The sequence below is a fragment of the Candidatus Peregrinibacteria bacterium genome (genome assembly GCA_016220175.1).
Classification (GTDB): Bacteria; Patescibacteriota; Gracilibacteria; order CAIRYL01; family CAIRYL01; genus JACRHZ01.
The window spans coordinates 14891-35308 of sequence record JACRHZ010000011.1 but is presented as its reverse complement, the minus strand read 5'-3'; the positions used below and the strand labels follow the sequence as shown (position 1 = coordinate 35308).

General features: G+C 40.0%; 17 protein-coding genes and 1 tRNA gene. 6 read left to right on the top strand and 12 right to left on the bottom strand.

Annotated features, from left to right (window positions below):
- Window positions 1-175 precede the first annotated feature (175 nt).
- From rfbB to HZA38_01205, 5 genes are all read left to right on the top strand, one after another.
- Window positions 176-1183, top strand: a complete 1008-nt coding sequence (gene rfbB / locus HZA38_01225) for a dTDP-glucose 4,6-dehydratase (protein MBI5414116.1) — start codon at window positions 176-178, stop codon at window positions 1181-1183.
- A gap of 121 nt (window positions 1184-1304) precedes the next feature.
- On the top strand, window positions 1305-2003 hold the full coding sequence (locus HZA38_01220; protein MBI5414115.1) for a non-canonical purine NTP pyrophosphatase: 699 nt from the start codon (window positions 1305-1307) through the stop codon (window positions 2001-2003).
- 118 nt (window positions 2004-2121) lie between these two features.
- The gene (locus tag HZA38_01215; protein MBI5414114.1) at window positions 2122-2928 is read left to right on the top strand and encodes an FTR1 family protein; all 807 of its coding nucleotides are present in this window, start codon (window positions 2122-2124) and stop codon (window positions 2926-2928) included.
- A gap of 185 nt (window positions 2929-3113) precedes the next feature.
- Window positions 3114-3189, top strand: a tRNA-Ile gene (locus HZA38_01210).
- Window positions 3190-3244: 55 nt separating this feature from the next.
- Window positions 3245-3910, top strand: a complete 666-nt coding sequence (locus HZA38_01205; protein ID MBI5414113.1) for a hypothetical protein — start codon at window positions 3245-3247, stop codon at window positions 3908-3910.
- A gap of 250 nt (window positions 3911-4160) precedes the next feature.
- Here HZA38_01205 and HZA38_01200 read toward each other — a convergent pair whose 3' ends face one another.
- The 12 genes from HZA38_01200 to HZA38_01145 form a co-directional block, all read right to left on the bottom strand.
- The gene (locus HZA38_01200; GenBank protein ID MBI5414112.1) at window positions 4161-4391 is read right to left on the bottom strand and encodes a type II toxin-antitoxin system RelE/ParE family toxin; all 231 of its coding nucleotides are present in this window, start codon (window positions 4389-4391) and stop codon (window positions 4161-4163) included.
- A gap of 34 nt (window positions 4392-4425) precedes the next feature.
- Entirely contained in the window at window positions 4426-4683 is a 258-nt protein-coding gene (locus tag HZA38_01195; GenBank protein ID MBI5414111.1) for a type II toxin-antitoxin system Phd/YefM family antitoxin, read from the bottom strand.
- A gap of 215 nt (window positions 4684-4898) precedes the next feature.
- Complete coding sequence (locus tag HZA38_01190; GenBank protein ID MBI5414110.1) at window positions 4899-5801, bottom strand: hypothetical protein; 903 nt, start codon at window positions 5799-5801, stop codon at window positions 4899-4901.
- 40 nt (window positions 5802-5841) lie between these two features.
- Window positions 5842-9711: a class I tRNA ligase family protein gene (locus tag HZA38_01185; protein ID MBI5414109.1), complete on the bottom strand. Its 3870-nt coding sequence runs from the start codon at window positions 9709-9711 to the stop codon at window positions 5842-5844.
- A 105-nt stretch (window positions 9712-9816) separates the two neighbouring features.
- Complete coding sequence (locus HZA38_01180; GenBank protein MBI5414108.1) at window positions 9817-10209, bottom strand: hypothetical protein; 393 nt, start codon at window positions 10207-10209, stop codon at window positions 9817-9819.
- A gap of 61 nt (window positions 10210-10270) precedes the next feature.
- Window positions 10271-12106 (bottom strand): threonine synthase, encoded by a 1836-nt coding sequence (locus tag HZA38_01175; GenBank protein ID MBI5414107.1) that lies wholly within the window; start codon window positions 12104-12106, stop codon window positions 10271-10273.
- 473 nt (window positions 12107-12579) lie between these two features.
- Window positions 12580-13887 carry a M20/M25/M40 family metallo-hydrolase gene (locus HZA38_01170; protein MBI5414106.1) on the bottom strand — a complete coding sequence of 436 codons (1308 nt, stop codon included), beginning with the start codon at window positions 13885-13887 and terminating at the stop codon, window positions 12580-12582.
- A gap of 2 nt (window positions 13888-13889) precedes the next feature.
- Window positions 13890-14396: a hypothetical protein gene (locus tag HZA38_01165; GenBank protein ID MBI5414105.1), complete on the bottom strand. Its 507-nt coding sequence runs from the start codon at window positions 14394-14396 to the stop codon at window positions 13890-13892.
- A gap of 36 nt (window positions 14397-14432) precedes the next feature.
- Window positions 14433-15854 (bottom strand): 23S rRNA (uracil(1939)-C(5))-methyltransferase RlmD, encoded by a 1422-nt coding sequence (gene rlmD / locus HZA38_01160; GenBank protein MBI5414104.1) that lies wholly within the window; start codon window positions 15852-15854, stop codon window positions 14433-14435.
- Between the two features lie 51 nt (window positions 15855-15905).
- Window positions 15906-16781 carry a single-stranded DNA-binding protein gene (gene ssb / locus HZA38_01155; GenBank protein ID MBI5414103.1) on the bottom strand — a complete coding sequence of 292 codons (876 nt, stop codon included), beginning with the start codon at window positions 16779-16781 and terminating at the stop codon, window positions 15906-15908.
- Between the two features lie 194 nt (window positions 16782-16975).
- Window positions 16976-18178: a YidC/Oxa1 family membrane protein insertase gene (locus HZA38_01150; GenBank protein ID MBI5414102.1), complete on the bottom strand. Its 1203-nt coding sequence runs from the start codon at window positions 18176-18178 to the stop codon at window positions 16976-16978.
- Window positions 18179-18238: 60 nt separating this feature from the next.
- Window positions 18239-19138 carry a hypothetical protein gene (locus HZA38_01145; GenBank protein ID MBI5414101.1) on the bottom strand — a complete coding sequence of 300 codons (900 nt, stop codon included), beginning with the start codon at window positions 19136-19138 and terminating at the stop codon, window positions 18239-18241.
- Between the two features lie 249 nt (window positions 19139-19387).
- Between HZA38_01145 and HZA38_01140 the strand changes: the two genes are divergently transcribed.
- A complete protein-coding gene (locus HZA38_01140) occupies window positions 19388-20380 on the top strand; it encodes a CapA family protein (GenBank protein MBI5414100.1) in 993 nt (330 codons plus the stop codon).
- The last annotated feature ends 38 nt before the right edge of the window (window positions 20381-20418 follow it).

Below are 20418 nucleotides of genomic sequence, written 5' to 3'. Positions count from 1 at the left end.
GCGGAGGCATTGTAAACCTAAATGAGAGATTGACGAAAAATTTTAGATTTTAAATGATAGGAAAATTTCAACTTGTATCCGTAATCTAAAACTTAAAATCTAAAATCTAAAATCAAATTGACGTGCTCAATTTCCCAAATTTCTTTACAATATCCTTCGAAATAACCTCGTATTCATGGGAAAGCGAATTTTCATTGCTGGCGGCGCTGGATTTATTGGATCGAATTTCGTTCAGCATCTTGTTGAAAATTATCCAACGTATGAAATTCTCGTGTTTGATGCGCTCACATATGCAGGAAATCGAGAAAATCTCACATCTGTTCACGACAAAATCATATTTCTCCAAGGCGATATTGCTCATGAAGAAGCACTGGAAAGTGCATTTGGAACATTCCATCCGGAAATGGTGGTGAATTTTGCGGCAGAAACACATGTGGATCGTTCCATAATCGGACCAAAAATTTTCCTCGAAACAAATGTTCTCGGAACTCAGAATCTTCTCGAATGTGTAAAAAAGTTTGGCGTGAAACGATATGTTCAGATTTCCACGGATGAAGTCTATGGAGATCTCGGAGACACAACGGGAACGTATTTTACCGAAGAAACTCCGCTCGCACCAAACTGTCCATATGCCGCTTCAAAAGCGAGTGCGGATCTTTTTGTCCGTTCATATTTTGAAACATACAAACTCCCGGTGATGATTACTCGTTGTACAAATAACTACGGTCCGTATCAATATCCAGAAAAACTTATTCCATTTTTCATATTTCGAGCACTCAAAAACGAAACGCTTCCACTCTATGGCGACGGGAAAAATGTTCGCGATTGGCTTTATGTGAAGGATCATTGCCGCGCGATCGACATTGTGCTCCACAAAGGAAGAGAAGGTGAGGTTTATAACATCGGCGGACATAATGAAAAAACGAATCTGGAAATTACGAAAATTCTTCTGAGGAAACTTGGAAAACCAGAAAGTCTCATTACATTTGTAGAAGATCGTCTCGCGCACGACCGAAGATATGCGATGGATCCATCAAAAATCGAAAAAGAGCTCGGTTGGAAGCCAGAACATTCGTTTGAAGAATACATTTCCGAAACGATTGAATGGTACAAAAACCATCAAGATTGGGTGAAGGGGTGTGCAAAGAAGTCGGAGGAGTTTCGGGCAGAGCAGTACCAGTAGGCGCGACGGCGCCGTCGCGCATTCCGAAACAGAAGGCGACAATCCCGATTGTCGCGGCGGGGAACTCATGATTATTTTGAAAAAATGTAAATGGTGCCAATAACTTTTTCTCATTTTTATGATGCAAACTGAGATCCCGGGTCAAGCCCGGGATGACAAAACGGGAAAGAAAAAACTCCTCATCGCCACTGGCAATAAAGGAAAATACAAAGAAATCATGGAAGTGCTTCATGATCTCGAAGGCTTTGAATTTGTTTCGCTTGCTGATCTTCATCTTATAAATGATGCGGAAGAAGATGGCAAAACGTATGAAGAAAATTCGCTGAAAAAAGCGAAACATTTTTTTAAAAAAATTGGACTTATAACCCTTTCGGAAGATTCAGGAATAGAAATTGAAGCCCTGAAGGATGAGCTTGGAGTCAAAACACGTCGTTGGGGAGCGGGGGAGAATGCATCAGACAAAGAATGGCTCGTATATTTTCTTGAAAGAATGAGGCATGAGAAAAATAAACGTGCAAAATTTATCTGTGTTTCGACTATCATGTGGGCTTACGAAGGTCACGATCTTATTTCAGGAGTCGCCCGTCCTCGGGCGACCCATAAAATGATTCAATTTCGCGGTGAAACCTGGGGAACTCTTCTTGATTCCCCACAATGTGAAATTCCTCATGGAATTCCTATTTCGTCCGTTTTTCTGCCGGATGGAGAAAAAGAAGTCTATGCGGTGCTTTCTCCACACGAGAAAAATAAAATCTCTCATCGAGGAAAAGCGATGCATGAAGTGAAGAAATTTTTGGAGGAGAAATTTTCAGTCTTATAGTTTTGCGAGTAATTTGAGTTGCACATAATTCTTCTAATTCCAAAATCCTTTTGAATAAAGTGTATCTTCCTCTATAGTAGACGGGCTTAATTTTTTATTTTGTAATTTTCTCCTTCACATGTCCGCATCATTCCTCATTACTTTTCGTGAAGGTCTTGAAGCGGCGGTGATTATTGGAATTCTTCTCTCTGTGCTTCGAGCCCTTCATGAGCAGAAACAGAATATTTTTATTTGGAGCGGAACTGTTCTCGGAATTCTCATGAGCTTCTTTTTCGCGTGGATTTTTGAAAGATTTCTCGGAGGATTTGAAGGAACTTTTGAACAGATTTACGAGGGAGTTCTTTTGCTCATTGCATTTGGAATGATTACGCACATGGTTCTCTGGATGCACCGATATGGTCGAAATATTCGGGCAAATTTGGAGAAAAAAGTGAAGTCTATTTTTGAACACAAAGTGGTGTGGACCATTGGAATTTTGGCTTTTACTGCGGTAGTTCGTGAAGGAATTGAAATTGTTATTTTCCTAAAAGCCCTCAGTTTTCAGGGAGGAGCAACAATTTCTCTTATGGGTGGACTTTTAGGTCTTTTTGCTGCAGTTTTGTGTGCGGTCCTCCTTTTTGTGGGAACGAAAAATGTGTCTCCGAAAAAATTCTTCCAGATTACTGGATATTTTCTGCTGTTCATTGCCGCTGGTCTTCTTTCTCACAGCGTCTCTGAATTTCAAGAAGCAGGAGTTCTGCCGACGTTTCTGAGTCCCTTGTACGATCTCAGTGGAATTTTGAGTGAAGAAAAGGGGATTGGCGCATTCCTGAAGGCAATTTTTGGATATAATTCAGCTCCATCATTTCTTGCATCAGCTTCATATGTTGTCTATCTCACATTTTTAGTTTTGTACTTGAAGGGTGGACGAAAAGAGAGGGCGTGATGATTCGAGCTTGTCTCAAATTCAAAAAATAAAACTTCCATAACTTCTCTGAACAATTTATACTATCGCCGATCATATGGACCCGTAGCTCAGATCCGCTAAAGCGGATAATTTGGTTAGAGCAGTCCACCTGAGGCGGATTGGTCACGGTGATGAGATTCTTAACAACACATTATACTTTTTTAGGACCCGTAGCTCAGTGGTTAGAGCAGTCGGCTCATAACCGGTTGGTCACTGGTTCAAGTCCAGTCGGGTCCACCAAAATTGACATATTGACTAAATATTATTATAATATTTTCCACTTAAGAAATCATTTATGGAAAGTATTGGTGATAATGAAGGGGCAAGCACTCATCTAGAACCTCATGCTAATAAACTAGAATCGAATTTGTCATTGGCAGTAGGGCAAATTCGATATATGTATTTTTGGGTTCACCCCCAATGGGTAAAGGGTTGGCTGGGGTCTTGGGAGCGCGAAATTGATAAATATGAAGCTTTTTTTAGAAGAGTGTCTTCTGTATCGAGAGTCGGCGTTACTCAACTTCCTTTTATAAATAGTGATTATTTGGGATTAGAGCAGTATGAAAAATTTCTTAGAGCACTCGAACAAGTTAATCATTATGCAACTGTTCTTATTGGTGCGAGATATACTGTGTGGGATAGAAAATTTTTTGATGGAGGCGATGCGCAACAGGTAGCAAAACTTGTTGACCAATTTAGGCTTCAAGTGGCAGATCAGAGTGCTTTTGTAGCTGATAAAGATGCGTTTTTTTCAAAGCAACCTAAGCACTTGGCGAGGGCAATGGTTTTCGGCAAGGAACGTGATACCTGCCCTCTGTACCAAGCTTATTCATCGCAATTACACAAAGTAAGTGCTGTTGTGAAATATTTTTCCGATGAAATGCCTCCTGATCGCAGTCCTCCTAATGAAAAAGATCAATCAACTCTTTTGTATGACGGGATATATGTCTCTCCAAAATGATTTCAGGTAAAACTTCATGCACTATTCCTTTCCAGTTGGAGGAGTTATCACTAAGATAATAATAGAAGCATAGAAAATTTTCGTCTGCCAAGGCCTTCGTGATCTTGAACCAACTACCAAATGGTTCAACAAGTGACCCTGTGGACAAAAGTTCAATTCTTGGCAGTTGCATCCCACCATCCAGAACTCAGTGGAGTCGTTTGACAGAAATGACCGGAGACCTCCCGGTGTGATTGAGGCAAAGTTTGTTCTATAATTTTCTGAAAAGTTTTCGATAGACGTCATCGTCATTTCTTTTCCCGACAAGAGGGATATGAAGTACATTATTTTCAATATAGTGAACAATCCGATACTCGCCAATATCTGTTCGATAATATGAAGGTTTATGTGATGTTCGAAGTTTTTGAGTGTCTGGAAGATGTCCATCTCTACAAAGCGCATGCATTCTTACAGCAATTTGTTTGCCATGTTTTGAAGGCAATTTCATCAGGAATTCTTGCACGCGTTTTGATATATTAATTTTTAGCATTCATGAGCTCAGAAAGGAATTTCTCACTCGCCTCTGTTCCCAAATACTCTGTTTTCTTTACTTTTAAAGCGTGTTCTAACCAGTATTCATCTTCAAACATCTTAAGCCGCTCATATTCAGCTTGAGAGATAAGAACAACGACGGCACGACCGTGTTTTGAAATTGTTACGGGTTGTCCAAGTGCAGTGTCTAGGAGTTCTCCAAATTTATTTTTCGCATCTTTTGCGGAAATAATAGTTTTCATGTTGTGGATAAAATAGGCTATATGTATATAATAGCTATTTTGAATATTTTATGCAAGCAGATTTTAATACTTTTTGTGTGGGTCACGCCTCCTGGCGTGAGTAAGCAAACATTTGGGACCCGCCTACAAGGCGGCTCCCGCTGAGAGAAAAGGAGCGGGTGGCCAGCTCCAAAGCCTGCCAACACCGGCTCCCGCGAAAGGTGCTACCGCGAAAGTTACTCCGAAGAAGATGTTTCAGAATTGTTTAAACGCTCTAGATACGTCCCCAGACCAACTAAACCAATCGCAACTGTTCCTTCTATAACACCCGTAGCATTAGGGTATTTTTGAGCAAAGGAGGGTTCTCTTAGAGGAGCCTCGTAATGAGGCAATAATCTAATTTTAAGGGGTATCTCTTCGGGGCGGCCTCCTAGTTCTACAGAAGTATACAACGATACAGGTTTAGAAATCTCTTGATACGTTGGATCCATCGAAGTCCAGTTTCCAAAGTCAATCTGATTGCCTCCTACTATTCCCGCATATTCAGCTTGTCTCTCTCCGAATCTTTGCGCAACCTGAGCAAGAGTACGTGCAGGCCCAAGAAAAGCAGGAGCAACAACTATATCTTTCTTAGTCCATTCTTTTTCGCCTACTTCTTGCCTGAGTTCTAAAATTGCAGTAAGAAGTCTATTGCAGTTATTTTCAATGTTTTCTAAAACTATTTCCCTTTCTTTCTTCTGTTCGCGAGCTCTTAATATTGCTCTTTCTTTCTCTCTTGTTTCTGCATCTTCGTCTTCAGACAATAGAAGTAAGGCCTCCATGCTTGTGCCTAGGGAGATAGCCAGAATAGCACTGTACAAAACCGTTACTATCATAGCTCTTCGAAATTCATCTGGTGTCTCAGAACCTGGCGGATTCTTTATGCCCACATACCCTTTGATTGCTTCTTCTATTCTATTTATAAACCCACGATACTTAACTCGAAGGGATTGAAGCGGACCTGTAGGAGTTTGAGAATCTTCTAATTTCACTGTTTTTTGTGCTGAAGGAGGAGCTGATGAAGATACTCCTCCTACTTCTTGAACTTGAAGAGGATAGGATTGGCTGTGTGTAGTGGTATGCGGATTTTCTGAAGTCATAATAAAAGATAAAAAATTAAGATGAATTTATATCACCATCCTAAGTCTTTGTCAACACAATTTTAACTTTCTCCTCATCCACCTCGATTTCATGCTCTAAATCCACCTTTTCCATCTTTGCATTTCCAAAACTCATCTTCTCCGCCAATACTTCCACCGCAATCTCTTTCTCAAACTTCTCAAATACTTTCAAAAGTTCAGCACTTGCCGAAATTCCCACTTCAATTCTATCCGCCACATCAAATCCCGCTTCTTTCCTGAGTTCCTGAATTTGCCGAATGAGTTCGCGGACGAGTCCTTCATTTTTCAGTTCTTCCGTTATTTTCGTATCGAGCGCGACCACAATTCCGTGTGAAGACGTGACATCGAGTCCTTCATTCGAAACATATTCCATCACATATTCGCCATCGGTCAGAATATGTCCATTTACTTCAATTCCACCATCGGGAAGTTCTTTGAAATTCCCTGATTTCGCTTCTTGAATCACGTGTTGCATATCTTTCCCAAGCTTTTTTCCGAGAATCGCCGCGTTCGGTTTTACAATTTTCTTCGCAATTTCTTCAACATTTTTAATCATTTTAATTTCTTTCACGTTGAGTTCGCTGAGAAGCACATCCTCATTGAGTTTGAGAATTTTATGAGGAATTCCATGCGGCAGAGAAACTTCCACGAGCTCTAGCGGTTGGCGAACTTTGATTTTTTTCTCCGCGCGAAGAGAAAGTCCGAGAGAAATAATGGTTTCCACTGTGTCAAATTCTTGCCTCAGTTCCGGATCATCCGGAAGATTTTCAAAATCTGGAAAATCCGAAAGATGCACACTCTCTTCTTTCGTCAGATTTTGATAAATATGCTCTGTCATGAATGGAGAAAATGGCGCGAGCGCTTGGCAAAACTTTGTGAGCACAATGTACAGCGTTTGAAATGCTTCTTCTTTATCTTTTTCCATTCCGGATTTCCAAAATCTTCTTCGAGAGCGCCTGATGTAACCATTGGTAAGTTTTTCCAAGAATTCGGAAACAGCTCGTGTAGCGTAGGAAATTTCATATTTTTCCATTTGTTCTGTGACGTTTCGAATTAGCTCTCTGAGTTCTGTTAGGATCCACCTATCTAATTTGTAGAGACAAGGCATTGCCTTGTCTCTACGTACGCCACCTGATTTCTTCTCAGGCTTCCATCCATCAATATTTGCATACGTCACGAAAAACGAATACGAGTTCCAGAGCGGAAGGAAAATACTTTTCAAATTTTCGAGAACTGCTTTTTCAGAAAATTTAAGATCATCAGCGCGAACAACGGGCGAATTCATAAGAGTAAATCGCACGGCATCAACGCCATATTTCTCAAACACTTCGTGCGGATCTGGATAATTCTTTTTTGATTTCGACATTTTTTGTCCATCTTCCGCGAGAACAATTCCATTCACGATAATATTTTTGAATGCGGGCTTGTCAAAAAGCGCCGTTGCAAGAACATGAAGTGTATAAAACCATCCGCGAGTTTGATCGAGCCCTTCTGCGATAAAATCCGCCGGATAGGTGCGATCAAAAAGTTCTTTATTTTCAAATGGATAATGCGCCTGTCCATACGGCATGGAACCGCTTTCAAACCAGCAATCGAGCACTTCTGGAATTCGTTTCATCACCGATGTGCATTTCTCGCAAGAAAGTTCAACGGCATCAATATATGGACGATGAAGATCAATTTCTCCCTGAAGATTCGTCGGGCGATTTTCAAATGAATATGCTGCAAAGTTTCCAAGTGGTGGAAGTTTCGCTTCAGTATCAAAAAGAGCATCAGGAGTTTCATTCGTGAAAAATTTTCTGATATTTCTCGCGGGATCTCCATGAGTGACAATAAGAATATTTTTCCCCGAATATTTTCTACTAATTTCTTTGAGAAAATCCGAGACACGTTCAAATACTTCCTTCTCGGCTTCGCCTTTATGGGGATTTCCAAAAAATCTTTCATGAGGCGAATGAAAAAGCGCTTTAAAATCTTTATGATTTTTTCCGCTCATTTTGCCCAAATTAATTTCTCTTAACCGTTCATCCACAATAATTTTATTTTTTGGATATCCAATATTTTCCGCAACAACTTCAGCAGTTTCCTTTGTTCGTAAAAATGGAGACGAAAAAATAGCAGTGATATTTTCATTTTTCATTTTTTCCGCATTTTTCCGAACTTCTGCTTTTCCTTTTTCCGTAAGATGGATTTCATGCGATCTGTCGGAATCAATAAATCCCTTCACGTTCTGTTCCGCTTCTCCATGCCTCATGACAAAAACTTTCGTATTTTTGAAACCCTTGTCTTGAAGTTCTTTAGCGCTTCCAATGCATTCTGTGTGTCCGCAAGAAGTGCATTTCCACACAGGAATGGAAGTTCCCCAATATCGATTTCGTGAAATCGCCCAATCTTTCGCATTCTCAAGCCAATTCGAAAATCGTTTCTGTCCAACGGCTTCAGGAACCCAATGAATTTGTCGATTCAGTTCGACCATGCGGTCTTTGATTTTTTCTACATGAACGAACCAAGTATTTATTCCGCGATACATAAGTGCAGAATCTGTTCTCCAGCAGTGCGGATAGCTGTGACGAATTTGTTCGCGTTTCACGAGAGCTCCGGATTCTTTGAGTTTTTGAAGAACCCAATCGTTCGCATTTTCTTTTTCTGAGCCAGCAACTTCTGGATCATATCGAAAATATTTTCCGGTGAGTTCAGCAATTTCTTTTTTCGCATCGGGATGTGTTTCCACCTTTGAAAAATCGAAATAACAATTTTCATCAAATGGATATACAAGTGCAATTCCAGCTTCTTCTAAAATAGGAACATCATCCATTCCTGTTGCGGCCATATGAACCACGCCTGTTCCTTCTGCATCTGAGATAAAATCAGCAGGAGCGATACGAAAGGCATTTTTATGACCTTTGAAAAATGGGAAAATTGGCAAATAGTCCTTTCCTACGAGTTTTTTCCCAGGAAATTTTTCGACAACTTCTGCCAGTCTGAGCCATCCTTTATCTTCTATATTTTGATTAAAAACAGTTTCTGAAAGAATAAAATTTTCATTTCCTCCAGGACGTTTCTTAATGGCATCTTCTCCAATATCATTGCTTGAAGATTTATAAATACTATTTTCATCCTCACCCTTAAATACTTCTAATTTCACTTTCACATACGTAAGATTCGGATTCACCGCAAGACTTAAGTTTAGTGGGAGCGTCCACGGCGTCGTTGTCCAAGCAAGCATGTAAGTTCCAGGCTCATCTTTGAGTTCAAATTTTATCGTGACCGCCGGATCATCAATATCTTTGTAATTCAGTCCCGCTTCAAAATTGGAAAGTGGAGAACCAAGTTTTGGAGAATACGCGACGACTTTTTCACCTTCATAAATCAAGCCCTTGTCCCAAAGAGACTTAAATACCCACCACACGGATTCCATAAAATTCGCGTCCATTGTTTTGTAGTCATTTCGAAAATCCACCCATCGTCCCATTCTCGTCACGGTTCTTTCCCAATCTTCTGTGCATCTCAAAACAATTCCTCTGCAGAGTTCATTGTATTTTCCCACTCCCATTTTTTCAATTTCCGGCTTTCCGCCAATATTATTTTCTTTTTCAATTTGGTATTCCACAGGAATTCCATGACAATCCCATCCAAATCGCCTTGGAATACGTTTTCCGCGCATGGTAAAAAACCTCGGAATGACATCTTTTATCGTTCCCGCGAGAATGTGTCCATAATGCGGAAGTCCGGTTGCAAACGGCGGACCATCGTAAAATACATACGAATTTTTCTCAGAACGGGATTCGATACTTTTTCTGAAAATATCATTTTTTTCCCAATATTCAACAATCTCTTGTTCTAATTTTGGGAAATTTTGCTTGGGATCCACAGAGTTAAAATACGGCATGAAAAAGTGCTGAGAAAGAAAGAAATTGGAGAGCAGTCAGCCGTCAGCAATCAGCGGTCAGAATCAAAATGAGCTGACAGCTTACCGCTGACTGCTTACTGCTGATTACATGGAATCTTGAATAAATCCGGTACAAGAAATTTCTACCATTGCGCCTTTTGGAAGGGCCGCAACACCAACAACTTCACGCGCTGGAGGCTGCGCTTGAAAAAAGCCTTCGTAAACTGTGTTGAATTCCGGATACGTATTGATATCCGTGAGGTATACCGTTGCTTTCGTCACACGATCGAGACGAGAACCCGCAGATTCTACAAGAGTTTTAATATTGTAGAGCGCATTTGTCGCTTGCTCTTTAAATGTCGTTCCGAGTGCACCGGTATTCATATCAATTCCGAGCTGACCGGAAATGTAAAACGTATTCTCAGCAGCAATTCCCTGAGAATATGGACCAATAGCGGCAGGAGCCATTTTGGTCTCGATAATTTGTTTGAGGGACATAGAAAGAAAATGAAAAATTAAAAATTTATGAGAAACAGAACATTGTCCTGACGATATGATTTTAACCTTTTTGTTTGTTCCACAAAAGATTAAATCCATTCACGTACGCTTCAAGAGAACCGACAATAACGTCAGGTGAAGCCGCTGTTCCTGTCGCTTCATTCCCATCTGCATCTTGTACCACAATATTTACTTGTACCGTTGTATCAATTCCGCCATTTCGAATCGTCACGTTGTAATCTTTTAAGTGTACTTTAAAACCAGTTTTTGGCTCAATTGCCTTTTTGAGTGCGCTGAGTGCGGCATCAACTGGACCACCTCCTTGATGAGAATTCGTAAATCTTTCTCCCTGAAACGTACATTCAATAGTCGCTTTTGCCTTTTCATGAAGAGAAGTTTCGATCTTAAAATTCTCGAGTATCAAAACTTTTTCTTCTGTTCCAAAATTCGCAATAAATTCATTCACAAAGAGTTGGAGTTCGGATTTTTTCATTTCATCACGTTTTTCAAAAAATCCCTTAAATTCCTTTTGAAATTTTTCAAAAAGTTCATTTTTTGGATCTAAATGAAAGAGTTCTTTCAAAACTTTTTTCAATTCTTCTTTCTCCGGATATTTTGGGAAAATAACATCCGCTCTGCCACGAGTTCCTCCCGAGGTAACATTTTGCATTCCAGATTTTAAGAATGCATCAACACTTTCTATATTGGGTTCCACAGTGATTGGTTCTGCATGCATAAGAACAGCGGATTTTGGATCTTTAAGTCCTGTTCCCGTTGCCACGCACACCACGATATCTTTCTCGGTGATCACTCCCTTTTCTTTCAGTTTTTCAAGTACTGCAATTGGAAGAGCTCCTGAAGGTTCTGTGAAAATGGAAGCGCATTCCGCCATTTCCTGCTGAGCTTCGAGCACGGTGTCGTCATCAATCGTTACGGCGGTTCCACCGCTTTCTCGAAGACATCTGAGCGCTTTAATATCATCTTGAGGTTCTCCAATTCCCACTGCAGAACAGACAGTTTTCGGCTTATCAACATATACATATCGATCTTTTCCTTGAAGAAATGCTGCAGCAATTGTCGAACAATTTTCTGGCTGCACTCCAATCATTCGCGGAGTTTTTTGCACAATTCCGAGATCAAAAAATTCTTTAAACCCTTTCCAAATTGCAGAAATATTTGTTCCACATCCCATGGGAACAATGACAATGTCGGGAACTTTCCACGAAAGCTGTTCAATGATTTCATATCCAATGGATTTGTGACCAGTTCCGCGAAAAGCATAATCTCCTGCAAGATAATAGCCATATTTCTTCGCCATTTTCTCGGAAAGATGGACGCAATCCGCATATGTTCCGCGAATTTGAATGATCGTTCCGCCATATGCGAGACTTTGAGAAAGTTTTCCAATGGGAGTTCCTTCGGGAATAAGAACATAACATGGAATTCCTGCTTTTCCTGCGTATGCTGAAACGCTCGCCGCCATATTTCCAGTAGAAGCGACCACAATTGCTTTTGCATTGAGTTCCAGGGCTTTTGTAATTTCCACAAGTGATCCGCGATCTTTAAAAACTCCGGTGGGATTTCCGCCTTCATTTTTGATGTAGAGTTTTGGAAGACCGCGTTTTTCTCCCATTTTTTTCGCGTGATAGAGCGGAGTATTTCCTTCCTGGAGTGACACAATTTTTTTTCGATCTTTAATTGGGTAGAAATCGAGATATTTCATCGCCGAAGGCGGCGCATTTTTGAGCACGTATTCATTCAAATTTGTTTGAATATGATCGTAGTCAAAAATCACCTCAAGCGCGCTGTTGCAATCAAGACACTTTGTGGAAGTCTCTTCTTCTTTCCAATTTTTTCCGCAGGAAACGCAGGTGATCGTGTAGAAGGCGGGATTCATGAGGAAATGTAAAATGCAAAAGGTAAAATGTAAAAAGAAATTCTAAGGCAAAATGTTTAAAAATTAAGATTTTTTTAGAAATTAGAAATTAAACATTAAAAATTATTTTTATATTTTACCTTTAAAATTTTACATTTCACGAAAAAAATACTCACGAGAAATACATCTCGCGAGGGCTCATCATCCCGCATTGCGGGATATTGAACGGTACCACCTCGCTCCCCAATTTTCATCGAGGAACTTAATTGTGCTTTTTTTAACGGACTTCCCGACAAGTCGGGACTTCTCCGGAGGATTCTACTTTCTCGATTTGCAGTCGAGAGTTCTTTTCTCAGCGTGTCTGATTCTACAGAATCATGAGTTGATTGCTCACGTGGGACGCTTTTGTAATTTTTTGAAAGAGCCGAGTAAGATTATCGCAAAAAGAGGAAGGGGAATGCAAGAGGATTGTTTACCATTGTTTACACTCCATTTTACATTACCAAAAATCCTGACTTCTCAAGCACTTCTGTAATAAAACATATCGCTTTTCCCCCACTCTCTTTATCAAACGTTTCATTTTTTCCATGAGTAAGTCTTGGTGGAATGGCATTACGCTGTGACCGAGACCCCGGTCCCATCACAATTGGCAAGAAATTTGGAAGAAGATTTTTTGGAAGACTATTCAAAATTGTCGAAGCATCAGAGCCGCCAATGTTGTGCGTATATTCTATTTTTATTTCGGATGTTTTTTCACATTCATGGAAAACTTTGGAAATTCTGTCATCTCTAAATTTTCCTGTTCCATCAAATCCTTCCGATCGAGAAAGGTTTTTCACTTCCTCATACCGAATTCCTTGAAGTTCATGAAGCGTTTCTTCGAGCGTATCGAAATTTCTCTTTCCAATCATGAGAACATGTTTCTCTGGAGCATTTCCTTTTTGCACAAAAATTTTTGAAGGGACAATTGCCATATTTTCTTTTTTTCCTGCGTGGAGAATACTCGTTTCTTCGGCATCAAGAAGAACCTTTGTGAGTTTATTTTCTGCTCTTTCCACACTGCACACATGTCCACCTTTTTGCTCAATAATTTCCGCATTTTCTTTCTCATGCTCCTTTTCTGGAAAAATGGCAATTGGATTCCATTTTGTGAGTTTTCGAAGATGTTTTTGGAGCTCAAAAATTGTCCCCGTAATTCGAATCACAAAATTTCCCCGTTCTGCCGCGTATGCGCAGAGAACTGGAGGATTCTCCACTCGCACGTTATTTTCTAGCACCAGAAGGTAGGTCATCTTTTCGCTTACGGGAAGACCGCTTCCCATGTTTTTCGCAAGACAAGTTGCTGTTTTTTCTCCTGGACCTTCTTCTTTGAACGTAATTGTAAAAACTGTGTTTTTCAGATGAATGAGTTTTTCTTTCACCAAAAAACTGAGAAAAAGTTCACACGCAACGCCCGCCTTACAATCTGAAACGCCTCGTCCCACTATTTCATGTTCATTTTCATATGCTTGAAACGGATGAAATGGAGCATCCCATTCAGCTTCCTCTGCACCTACAGTATCGATATGAGCATTCAGATACAAAATATCCTGAGCAAGATCTATTTCTTTTGGTCGAGCAATACAATTCTGCTTTTCGTCAAAATATATTTCATATTCTGCTAAGTTCTCTTCGAATATTTTTTTTGCGTATTCGATTGTTTTTTTCGCGTCCTCCGGATTTTCAAAAACAGATCGGCGATTCACCAATTCTTTCAAATAGGAGAGATAGATTTGGGAGTATTCCGAAATGATTGATGCCATCTTTATTCTAGGAAAGTGAAACTTTTCATGACCTCATCATTGACTCCATTTATTTCTTTCACGTACCAAAATTCCATTGCGTACATTTTTCCATTTTTGTATGTTCTCACAACTGTTTTTGGAGGAACAGCACAATCATCTCCTTTGCAATTTTCGTCAACAATGACATATACCTTTGCTGGAAATCCTCCAAGTATTGTGTCTCCACTGGACTCTACTCCTTCATATTGTTCACTTTCCGGTTCTTCGCTCACTTTTACGAAAAAATATTCCTTCGCACTTTTTTTAAACTTCACATTTGTCTCAAGATCTTTGTCAATAATTGCTTTTCGATATGCCAATGGTATTTCCAGCGAATACTTTTGGAATGAATTTGTGTAAACATCTTTTCCTGAAACTTCATCTTTTGTTACTGACTTTTTTTCCGGAATATTCGAACTCGGGGAAGGAGAAGAACATGCGCCGAGAAAAAGTGTTCCGGAAAGAAGAAGAAAGAGGAATCGTTTCATAGGAATTGGAGTAAAATCATGTGTGGTCGGAGTGTATCAAAAACTTTTCGGTGCGTCGAGAAGCGCTACCGTTTCGATGTGCGGAGTGTGTGGAAACATATCAACGGGCTGCACTTTTTTGAGTTTCCAGCCGGCAGTTCTGAGTTCCCTCAAATCTCTTGCAAGAGTTGCGGGATTACACGAAATAAAAATCATTTTTTTTGAAGGGATTTTTTTGAGGATTTCCATTGCTTTTGGATGCATTCCAGCCCTTGGTGGATCGACAAAAACCACATCAAATTTTGGGTATTTCTCGAGGACATCGGGAAGAATTTGTTCTGCTTTTCCGCAGAAATATTCTGCACTTTTCAGCCCATTTTTTTTTGCATTTTTTTCTGCATCAGAAATAGCATTTTGATCGAACTCAATTCCTACAATTTTTTTGACATTTTTTGCAAGAAAAAGCCCGATAGCTCCTGTCCCGCAAAAAAGATCTAAAATCGTTTCTTTTCCGCTGAGGCAAGCGAAATCTCTAGCTTTTCCGAAGAGCTTTTCTGCGCCGCGCGTATTTGTTTGAAAAAATGCAAATGGCGAAATCATAAACTCTGTTTGTTCCAGTTTTTCGAAGAGAATATCGGTTCCCCAAATAATTTCATATTCTGGATTTCCCCGAAGTGCATCTCCTTTTTCTCCATTTTGAGTCACGAGAACCCCTGAAATTTTTGGCATTTTTTTTATGCATACTTCTGCTATTTCCTTCCAAAACGAATTCGATTTTTTCTCCGAAACGATAAAGTTCATAAGAATATTTCCGGTCGCTTTTGATTCCCTGAGGATAAGACTCCGCCAAAAACCGCGGCTTATTTTTGGATTCCATATCGGAAGTCCAGAGGTTTGCATAATTTCTTCCGCAAGTTTTCGGACGGAATTTACATTTTCTGAAACAAGAAAGCAGTCATTCATCGACTTCACGAGTGCCCATTTCCCTTCGGGATGAAATCCAAGTGTCGGATTCTCGTCAAAATATACGCGTTCTCCATATTCATTCACTTCTACACGCATCACTTCATATCCAAAAGAAAACTCGACCTTGTTTCGGTAGCGAATAATTTCAGGAGAGGGGAGAATTTTAAGCTGTTCATACTCCTCAGGAGCAATTCCCCCAAGATGCTGAAGAGTTTCAAATACCTGAGACTCTTTTATTTTGAGCTGATCTTCATATTTCACCGTCTGAAAAGGACATCCCGGCATTTTTTCAAATTCAGGCTCTATTTCAATCGGAGATCTCTTCAGCACTTCAATCACCTTTGCCTCCGCATAATTTTTTTTCTTGTGAGTAATCTGAAATCGAACGAGTTGACCAGGAAGGGCGTTTTGCACAAACACCACAAAATTCTCAAGATGAAGCACTCCCTTGCCTCCATAAGCAAGTTTTTCGATTGTGCCTTCGGAGAGTTTTCCCACAGAAAATTCAGGCATGACAGAGGAGAGAGGAAATCACTCTGTCAGTATTGCAATATTTTCGGAGTATTAAAATGGCAAATCTTCAGGCTTGATTTCACTCTCGTAGTTAATTTCCGGAACCTCTGCTGCCTCAGTGGCTTCTTTTTTGTTCGTCAGTTTTCCTTTCGCCGTCTTTGCCGGAAGATCCTTGCTCGCTTCTGTTTTTTCACCTCGAGGAGATGCGAGATCTTCTGCTGGATGACCGAGAGAAAGCGCTTCATGTGCCACAATTTCGGTAGTATATCTCTTCTCTCCCTCAGGGGTTTCCCACGATCTTGTAGAAACTGGTCCCGAAATGTACACACGACTTCCCTTTTTCATAATTTTTTCCGCATCTTCGGCGAGCCTGCCCCAAAGAACTACATTGTGAAATTCAACTTCCTCTTTCTTTTCTCCAGAATCGCGATCTTTCCAATTTCGATTCGTCGCAACACCAAAATTTACGACACTTCGATCTCCCGGAGTTTTTCGAAGTTCTAAGTCTTTTGTGACATTTCCAATAATTTCTGCTCGATTAAGTCCTCCAGAAACAAGAGAAGCTTCTCCAATGGGAGAAAGCGGGACGCGTGGGTCAAGGAGAACTATTCCACCAAATGAGTCAGCAATGACTTTAGTTTTCCACCTCTGTTTTCCCTGATCATCTTCCCATGAATCAGTTTTGAGTCTTCCAGAAATGTAAATTTGGGATCCTCTTCTGGAATATTCTCCAACAAATTTTGCCGGCTGTCCCCACACGGTCACCGTATGGAATGAGGTCGATATTCCTTCAGAACCATCATCTTTTGTGAATCTCGATTTTACTTGAATATTGAGATCGGTAACAGCCATGCCGCTCGAAAGTTCACGAACGTCAACATCTTCAGTGAGATAGCCGATAAGTTGCACGCGGTTTACGTCAGACATTTGAAAAAAATAAAATTTAAAAATCGTGATGGATTTTTTCACGTCCCCGAGGAAAACGCAAAATAAAACCCTTGAGAAAAATCCGAGATACCATCTTTCCCCAGTCCTTTCCAATGGAATTCGCATACTCGAAAGTGTTGTCGAGGTCCGTCAACAGAAAAAATTTTCATGAAAGACCAACACCAAATACAGAGTCATTCCGCATCATGTTTTTTGTTCAGTATCCACTGCTGCCCGAGGGTAATGAGCGTGGAAATTCCCCAGTACATGCCAATACCAGAGGGAAACGTCAGGGTAAAGTAGAAGATCATGACCGGAAGAAAATATATCATCATTTTATTCATCATTTGCATTTGATCTGCCATCCCGCCAGAGTCTTCCTTTTTCGGGGTTTCTTTTTGCTTTTTTTCATTTTTCTTGAACGTAAGCCTCATCGTAAGAAATTGAAGAATGGCAACAACAAATGGGAGCCAAATGAGGCGCATATCTTCATTGGGCTTTTTCGAGAGATCAAAAATCCAAAGAAAGACATTGCTAATACCAGAAAAATCAAAATTTTTGAAAATAGGATAGAGGAGATATCGATCATGTGGGAGAAGCCCATCACGAATAACATAAAAAAGCGCGATCAAAACGGGAAATTGAATAAAAATAGGCGTCATTGCGGCGAGTGGATTCACTCCTGATTTTTTCCAGAGAGCCATCGTTTCCTGCGCCAATTTTTGCTGATCGTCTTTGTATTTTATCTTCAAATGTTCGAGTTCCGGCTGAATTTTTTGCATCTTCTTTTGCGATTCGAGTGATTTTTGATTGAGTCCCCACAAGAGCATTTTTATGAGCACAGTAATGAGAATGATCGCGAGCCCTAGACTGCGCCATCCCACCATGAGGAATACGATGAAGATATTGTAGATCACTTTATATACCGCTCGGAAAAGCGTTCGGAGAATTCCAGGTTCAAAGACATTAAATTCGGTAACAAATTCATGTTCGGAGTCAGGACGGATGAGAACTCGATATTTTCCAATGGGAAAAAACATTTCTTCATTGAATTCTGAAAATGAGAAAGAAGCTTGCGAATGAGGATCAATTTTCGTGGGCGTATTCACGGCAGTTGGATTTTTCGGCGTAACACTTTCCCATTTTCCATTTTCATATCTTTCAAAAATCAAATATTCCGGCGGGGAATATTTTTCACCAAGTACGAGTGGAACCTCGGTATTGTTCTGAACAGTTCCCTTCACTAAATTTCCCTGAGCAACCTCAGTTTTTTCCATGGTCAGAACCACATCTCCTGCTGTCTCGGGAGTTTTTTTGTTCGGGTTTGGGAACAAAAGTGAGAGAGCAAAGTATGCCACAAAAAAGATGAGCGCCATTCGAAGAAACCGTTGCATCATGAAATGTGATGGAGAGAGAGAGCTCGTGAAGAGTAGCAGAGAAGGGGGAAATTTTAAATGTTAAATTTTAGATTTTAAATTTTGATAATGTGCCTCCCATTTCTCTTGAATTTCATTTCTGAGATCAGGATTATGAAGTTTTTGAATATCATTCTCAAAAATCATGTCAGGAGCGTATTCTGGAGAATTGGGATTTCGGAATTTTTTGGATTTTAGAAGGAGAATCGCTCGGAAAATTTGTTCGAAAAAATTTGGCTGAAAAAATTCAAGAATTTTTTGGAGAATACTTTCCTTTTCGGAATTTTCATCCCAGTGAATTATCTTCATGTCTGGCTGAGGGATGCCATATTCTTTGGAAATCCAACTTTTATTTTCTTCCCAAAATTTTTCAAAATACGGTTTTCCCCAAAATGGCTGAAGGGTGAAAATCCAAAACGGAAGGTAGATGTCATGAGGTTTTTTCAATTTTTCAAAACTTCCAAACTCTTCATCAATATAAAACGAGAGACAGAATTTCCCCGAAGTGTCAGTTCTTTTTGCTCTGAGCCCGATGATGTGAAAAAAGAAAGTACTCCAAAATCTCGCCGTCCAAATTCGTCCTTTTTTGGTAATGAGAAAAAAATCAATATCGCTGTCCTTTGAAACCGGTCCCATGGCTCCGGTATTGCACAGAGAAACACATCTCAAAAATGGAAAATGCCGTAATATTTTCGCAAATTTCCGTGCTTTTTTTTGAATTACTTCGGAGAAAATTTCTGCTTCTGCACGTCTTTTTTTGAGGAGTTCTGTGTCGGAAATGGTGGAATAATATTTTCCTTCGAGAGCGACAAAATGTTGGTTCAAAATTTCTTGAGCCACATTTTCGCCAAGAAACAGTTCAATTTCCTCTTTCTGAAGAGGATATTCCCAGATTGCAAAAAACGCCAAAAGAGAATTAATTTTTTTGAGAAGTGGTATCACTTCCGAGATTTTCGAGAAAATATCGGAAAAAGTCAAAAATTGCCAAAATAAGTAAAAAAATGTATAATATATCAAAAATACAAATAATATTGTCCTCCTCGTATTCACAAATACACACACACATTTCGGGTATTTCTCCTCTTTTTCGGCATTATCCTGCTTGTTTTTGGGATAGTCCTTCTCATTCTCCAAGAATTCCCAGGGCATATTTTTGAAACTTCCATTATTTCGCAGCATGACCAAACAAAAATGCGGACGGAACTCAGATCAGCCCTTCATGGAGCGCCTTCATCTCCAGAGGAAGACACGAAGAAGATTCCTGTTCAGAAATTCCATATTGATCCGCCAGAAGTGCACAAAAACACTCTTATTTTTGGAGGAGACGTCATGCTCTCGAGATATGTGGACGTGCTCATGGAGAAAAATAATGATTACACCGCTCCATTCCAAGATATTGCCGAGTATCTCTCCTCAGCAGATATCACATTTGTAAATCTCGAATCTCCATTTGATAGAGCTCCACAACACTTTTCAGGAGGCATGGTTTTTGGCGCTGATGTAAAGTCCATTGAAGGTCTTCTTTTTGCCGGAATTGATATCGTTTCTCTCGCCAATAACCACATAGGCGATGCGGGAAAAGAAGGAGTTTTATATACGATGGATATGCTCAAAGAAAATGATATTCGATTTGTTGGAGCGGGAGAAAATTCGGAATCCTCTTTAGAGCCGACGTTTCTCGTGGCGAACGATGTTGTTTTTGGCTTCCTCGCATATTCTGATATTTCACCATACTACGCCGCTACAGAGGAAAAACCGGGGTATGCGATGATTCCTGACGCAGATCTTTTGCGAGAACGGATTCAAAGGACAAAAGAGATTGCTGATGTGGTGATTGTTTCTGTTCATACGGGATCAGAATATATTTCACGTCCACATAAGGATTTTGTAGAATTTGCCCATAATGCCATTGATGCTGGCGCATCGCTCGTTATTGGTCATCATCCGCATGTTATTCAGCCAGTGGAGGAATATAACGGTGGCATAGTTTTTTATTCCCTCGGGAATCTCGTATTTGACCAACTTCTCTCGGAAACGAAAAAAGGAATTCTCGCGGAAGTGAGATTTGAAGACGCAAAAATTACAGGATATGAAATCAAACCGATTGTGATAGAAAAACTCTGGAAGCCAAGGTTTGCGGATGACGAAGAGAGAGATGAAATCCTCAAAAAAACCACGTGGTGAAATTTGATAAATATCGGTATTTCCTGTATAATTGTGTG